Annotated in this window: 5 protein-coding genes; 2 read left to right on the top strand and 3 right to left on the bottom strand. The window is 69.9% G+C overall.

The annotated features are described in order from the left end of the window. Positions 1–56 precede the first annotated feature (56 nt). Together coaA and AOK00_RS32580 are read left to right on the top strand one after the other, a co-directional pair. Positions 57–1,049: a type I pantothenate kinase gene (gene coaA, locus AOK00_RS32585; RefSeq protein WP_055603764.1), complete on the top strand. Its 993-nt coding sequence runs from the start codon at positions 57–59 to the stop codon at positions 1,047–1,049. Positions 1,050–1,051: 2 nt separating this feature from the next. After that, the gene (locus tag AOK00_RS32580; RefSeq protein ID WP_055603763.1) at positions 1,052–2,011 is read left to right on the top strand and encodes a DUF389 domain-containing protein; all 960 of its coding nucleotides are present in this window, start codon (positions 1,052–1,054) and stop codon (positions 2,009–2,011) included. A gap of 66 nt (positions 2,012–2,077) precedes the next feature. Here the strand turns inward: AOK00_RS32580 and glmM are convergent, their stop codons facing one another. The 3 genes from glmM to rplM all read right to left on the bottom strand — a co-directional run bounded on the left by glmM (position 2,078) and on the right by rplM (position 4,555). After that, positions 2,078–3,436, bottom strand: a complete 1,359-nt coding sequence (glmM, locus tag AOK00_RS32575) for a phosphoglucosamine mutase (protein WP_055603762.1) — start codon at positions 3,434–3,436, stop codon at positions 2,078–2,080. A 118-nt stretch (positions 3,437–3,554) separates the two neighbouring features. Beyond that, positions 3,555–4,067, bottom strand: coding sequence for a 30S ribosomal protein S9 (rpsI, locus tag AOK00_RS32570; RefSeq protein WP_015035601.1), 513 nt, complete (start codon positions 4,065–4,067; stop codon positions 3,555–3,557). 44 nt (positions 4,068–4,111) lie between these two features. After that, the gene (gene rplM / locus AOK00_RS32565; RefSeq protein WP_015035600.1) at positions 4,112–4,555 is read right to left on the bottom strand and encodes a 50S ribosomal protein L13; all 444 of its coding nucleotides are present in this window, start codon (positions 4,553–4,555) and stop codon (positions 4,112–4,114) included. Positions 4,556–4,966: the final 411 nt, after the last annotated feature.

The raw sequence follows: 4,966 nt of genomic DNA, 5'->3' as shown, positions 1-4,966 counted from the left end.
GTGGGATGTGATCACCCCGCCGCCCACGAAGCCGCGCGACCCCCGACAATGGCGGGGTGATCACATCCCACGGGAGCCCCCGCACCGGCACCGGCCAGCGCCGGCCCTCCGAGGCGACCCCGTACGTCGACCTCACCCGCGCCGAGTGGAGCGCCCTGCGCGACAAGACGCCGCTCCCCCTCACGGCCGACGAGGTCGAGCGGCTCCGCGGTTTCGGGGACGTCATCGACCTCGACGAGGTACGGGACATCTACCTCCCCCTGTCCCGGCTGCTCAACCTGTACGTGCAGGCCACCAGCGGTCTTCGGGGCGCCCTCAACACCTTCCTCGGCGAGAGCGCCGAGCAGCGCGGCACCCCGTTCGTCATAGGAGTCGCCGGTTCGGTCGCCGTCGGGAAGTCGACGGTCTCCCGTCTGCTCCAGGCCCTCCTCGCGCGCTGGCCGGAGCACCCGCGCGTGGAGCTGGTCACCACGGACGCCTTCCTCTTTCCGATGGAGGAGCTGAAGGCCCGCGGCCTCATGTCCCGCAAGGGCTTCCCCGAGTCGTACGACCGCCGGGCCCTGACCCGGTTCGTCGCGGACATCAAGGCGGGCAAGGACGAGGTCACGGCCCCGGTCTACTCGCACCTCATCTACGACCGCGTCCCCGGCGAGCGCCTCGTCGTCCGCCGCCCGGACATCCTCATCGTCGAGGGCCTGAACGTCCTCCAGCCGGCCCTGCCCGGCAAGGACGGCCGCACGCGCGTCGGCCTCGCCGACTACTTCGACTTCTCGGTGTACGTGGACGCCCGCCCGGAGGACATCGAGCGCTGGTACCTCAACCGGTTCCGCAAGCTGCGCGACACCGCCTTCCAGGACCCCGACTCGTACTTCCAGCGCTACACCCAGGTCTCCGAGGACGAGGCCCTCGACTACGCGCGCACCATGTGGCGGACCATCAACAAGGTGAACCTCCTGGAGAACGTGGCCCCGACGCGCGGCCGGGCGACTCTCGTCGTCCGCAAGGGCCCGGACCACAAGGTGCAGCGGCTGAGTCTCCGTAAGCTCTGAGGATGCTGCATCTCCGGATGATCGTGCCGCCCGACCGCACCCGGGCCGCCGTCGAGGTGATCGAGTCCACGGTCGGCACCACCCACCTGGTGGTGCTGCCCGGCGCGGCCCGGGAGCCCTCCGGCGACGTGGTCATGTGCGATGTCGCACGTGAGGCCGGCGACGAACTCCTCAAGGTGCTGCGCGGGCTGAGGATCGATCAGGACGGCTCCATCGCGGTCGAGAACATCGACCTCTCCCTCTCCACGCGCGCGGACCACGCCGAGGAGGAGGCCCCGGGCGAGCCGGCGGACGCGGTGATCTGGGAACAGCTGACGGGCGCGACGCACGAGGAGTCGACGCTCTCCATCACGTACAGCGCGTTCATGATCCTGGCGACGATGATCGCGGCCTGCGGAGTCGTCCTGGACAACGCGATCCTGATCGTGGGCGCGATGGCGGTCGGCCCGGAGTTCGGCCCGCTCGCCGGGGTCTGTACGGCGGTGGTGCAGCGCGCCCCGAAGCTGGCGGCGCGCTCGCTGTTCGCGCTGCTCGTCGGTTTCGCGGCGGCGATCGTGGCGACGACGGTGTTCAGCCTGGGCATGGACGCGCTCGACCTGTTCAGCCGTGACCGGCTGGACGCACCCCGGCCCAACACCAGCTTCATCTGGCAGCCGGACCCGTTCTCGTTCGTCGTGGCGCTGCTCGCGGGCATCGCGGGCACGCTCTCACTGACCTCGTCGAAGTCCGGTGCCCTGGTGGGCGTGGCGATCTCGGTGACGACGGTCCCGGCGGGCGCGAACGCGGCGGTCGCGCTCAGCTACGGCGAGTTCGGCCAGATGTGGGGCTCGATCGAGCAGCTGATGTTGAACCTGTTCGGCATCATGCTGGCCGGGGTGCTGACGCTGTACGGGCAGAAACTCCTCTGGCGCACCCAGCGCGGCCACTGGCGCCGCGCGCCCGGGGCCCGGAAGGGCAGCTGAAAGGGCCCCGCCGCACCCGATCCGGGTGCGACGAGGCCCTCAACGCATGACGGCGCCTCAGAAAGGTTAGCCCAGCGCCGACTTCACCACGTCCGCGAGCCGCTGCGCCACCGCGCGCGCCTGCTCGATGTCCGCGGCCTCGACCATGACGCGGACCAGCGGCTCGGTGCCGGAGGGGCGCAGCAGGACGCGGCCGGTGGAGCCGAGCTCCTGCTCGGCGGCGGTGACCGCGGCGGCGAGGTCGCCGGAGGTCTTCACCCGGGACTTGTCGACGTCGGGGACGTTGATCAGGATCTGCGGAAGGCGCTCCATCACGCCGGCCAGGTCCGCGAGCGACTTGCCGGTGGCGGCCACCCGGGCGGCCAGCATCAGACCGGTGAGGGTGCCGTCGCCGGTGGTGGCGTGGTCGAGCACGATGACGTGCCCGGACTGCTCGCCGCCGAGCGCGAAGCCGTGCTCCTTCATGGACTCCAGGACGTAGCGGTCGCCGACCGCCGTCTGGACGAGGTTCAGGCCCTCGCGCTCCATGGCCAGCTTGAAGCCCAGGTTGGACATGACGGTCGCGACGACGGTGTCCCCGCGCAGCGCACCGGCCTCGCGCATGGCGAGGGCGAGCACGGCGAGGATCTGGTCGCCGTCGACCTCGTTGCCCGCGGCGTCCACCGCGAGGCAGCGGTCGGCGTCGCCGTCGTGCGCGATGCCCAGGTCTGCGCCGTGCTCGACGACGGCGGCCTTGAGCAGACCGAGGTGGGTGGAGCCGCAGCCGTCGTTGATGTTGAGGCCGTCCGGCTCGGCGCCGATGGTGACGACCTCGGCACCGGCGCGGGCGAAGGCCTCGGGCGAGACGCGGGCGGCGGCGCCGTGGGCCTCGTCGAGGACGACCTTCAGGCCGTCGAGACGGTTGGGGAGGACGGCGATGAGGTGGGCGACGTACGTGTCGAAGCCCTCGCCGTAGTCGCGGACGCGGCCGACGCCGGAGCCGGTCGGACGCTCCCAGGGGGCGCCGGTGCGGTGCTCCTCGTACACGGCCTCGATCTTGTCCTCGAGCTCGTCGGCGAGCTTGTGGCCGCCACGCGCGAAGAACTTGATGCCGTTGTCGGGCATGGCGTTGTGGCTGGCGGAGAGCATCACGCCGAGGTCGGCGCCGAGGACGCCGGTGAGGTGGGCCACCGCCGGGGTGGGCAGCACGCCGACGCGCAGCACGTCGACGCCGGCGCTGGCGAGGCCTGCCACCACGGCGGCTTCGAGGAACTCTCCGGACGCGCGGGGGTCACGTCCGACCACCGCGGTCGGCCGATGGCCCTCGAAGGTGCCCGCCTCGGCGAGCACGTGCGCCGCCGCGACCGAGAGACCGAGCGCGAGCTCCGCCGTCAGGTCCGCGTTGGCCACACCGCGCACGCCATCCGTGCCGAAGAGTCGTCCCACAGCTGTCCTCCGAGAAATACGTGCCCAAGCATGAAAGAGAAAGAGGTTATGAAAAAACGTACGCCCCGACGGCACGGGCAGTGCCGCCGGGGCGTACGAGAGCAGACCGAGCAGGCGATTAACGCTTGCTGTACTGCGGAGCCTTACGGGCCTTCTTGAGACCGGCCTTCTTGCGCTCGACCGCACGGTCGTCGCGGGAGAGGAAGCCGGCCTTCTTCAGCGCCGGGCGGTTGTTCTCGACGTCCGCCTCGTTCAGCGCACGGGCCACGCCGAGGCGCAGGGCACCGGCCTGACCGGAGACACCGCCACCCGCGATGCGGGCGATGACGTCGTAGCGGTTGTCGAGCTCGAGCACCTTGAAGGGCTCGTTGACTTCCTGCTGGTGCACCTTGTTGGGGAAGTAGTCCTCAAGGGTGCGACCGTTGATCTTCCACTTGCCGGTGCCCGGAACGATCCGGACGCGGGCGATGGCGTTCTTGCGACGGCCCAGGCCGGCGGCCGGCTGCGGGTCGCCGAAGCGGGAGGCGAGCGACTCGGAGGTGTACTCACCCTCGACGAGCTCGGTCTCGGTGGTGTACTCCTCAACGCCCTCGAACTCGTCGACGGGGGTCTCGGGGGTGGTCTCGGCCACGATTCTCCTCAGATTTCTTTCGTTCTTAGGGGGTGTGGCCGGAACTACTGCGCGACCTGGGTGATCTCGAACGGGACCGGCTGCTGAGCAGCGTGCGGGTGGTTCTCGCCCGCGTAGACCTTCAGCTTCGAGAGCATCTGACGGCCCAGGGTGTTCTTGGGGATCATGCCCTTGATGGCCTTCTCGACGGCCTTCTCGGGGTTCTTGTCCAGCAGCTCGTCGTAACGGACGGAGCGCAGACCACCCGGGAAGCCGGAGTGGCGGTACGCCAGCTTCTGGGTCTTCTTGTTGCCGGACAGGTGGACCTTGTCAGCGTTGATGATGATGACGAAGTCGCCCATGTCCATGTGGGGGGCGTAGACGGGCTTGTGCTTGCCTCGGAGGAGGTTCGCAGCCGTGGTCGCCAGACGGCCCAGGACAACGTCCTGCGCGTCGATGATGTGCCACTGGCGAGTGACATCGCCGGGCTTGGGGCTGTACGTACGCACTTCGTAGCCTTCGCTTCTTCAGTGGATGGAGTCCAGACACACCTGAAGCGATCATGCAGCTGGGGCCTGCACTGCCGGGAACATCGCCCGTATGCGAGCCACTGGTAACTGCTCCAGGGAACCTGCGTAAGGGCCCTTCGCGTGAGAACGACGAAGCCAATACGCATAACAAACCGCAACAGTACCCGCGCCACCCTCGACGGGTCAAAACGCCGCGACCCACCAGGTCACCGCACCCGCTCGACCCGCCGCTCGTCCCACACCGGCTCCGTGGCCCCCTCCCCTACGCCGCCCTCGCACGCCTCGGCCCCAAGGGGCCTCCCCGGCTTCGCACGGCCGCGCCGGACTCCGTCCGCCGACCTGGACCCGAGCCCCACCGCCGGCCGCCCGAGGTCACCGCACCCGCTCGAC

This window comes from Streptomyces aureus (assembly GCF_001418135.1).
Classification (GTDB): domain Bacteria; phylum Actinomycetota; class Actinomycetes; order Streptomycetales; family Streptomycetaceae; genus Streptomyces; species Streptomyces aureus_A.
This window is presented reverse-complemented; position numbering and strand designations above follow the sequence as displayed.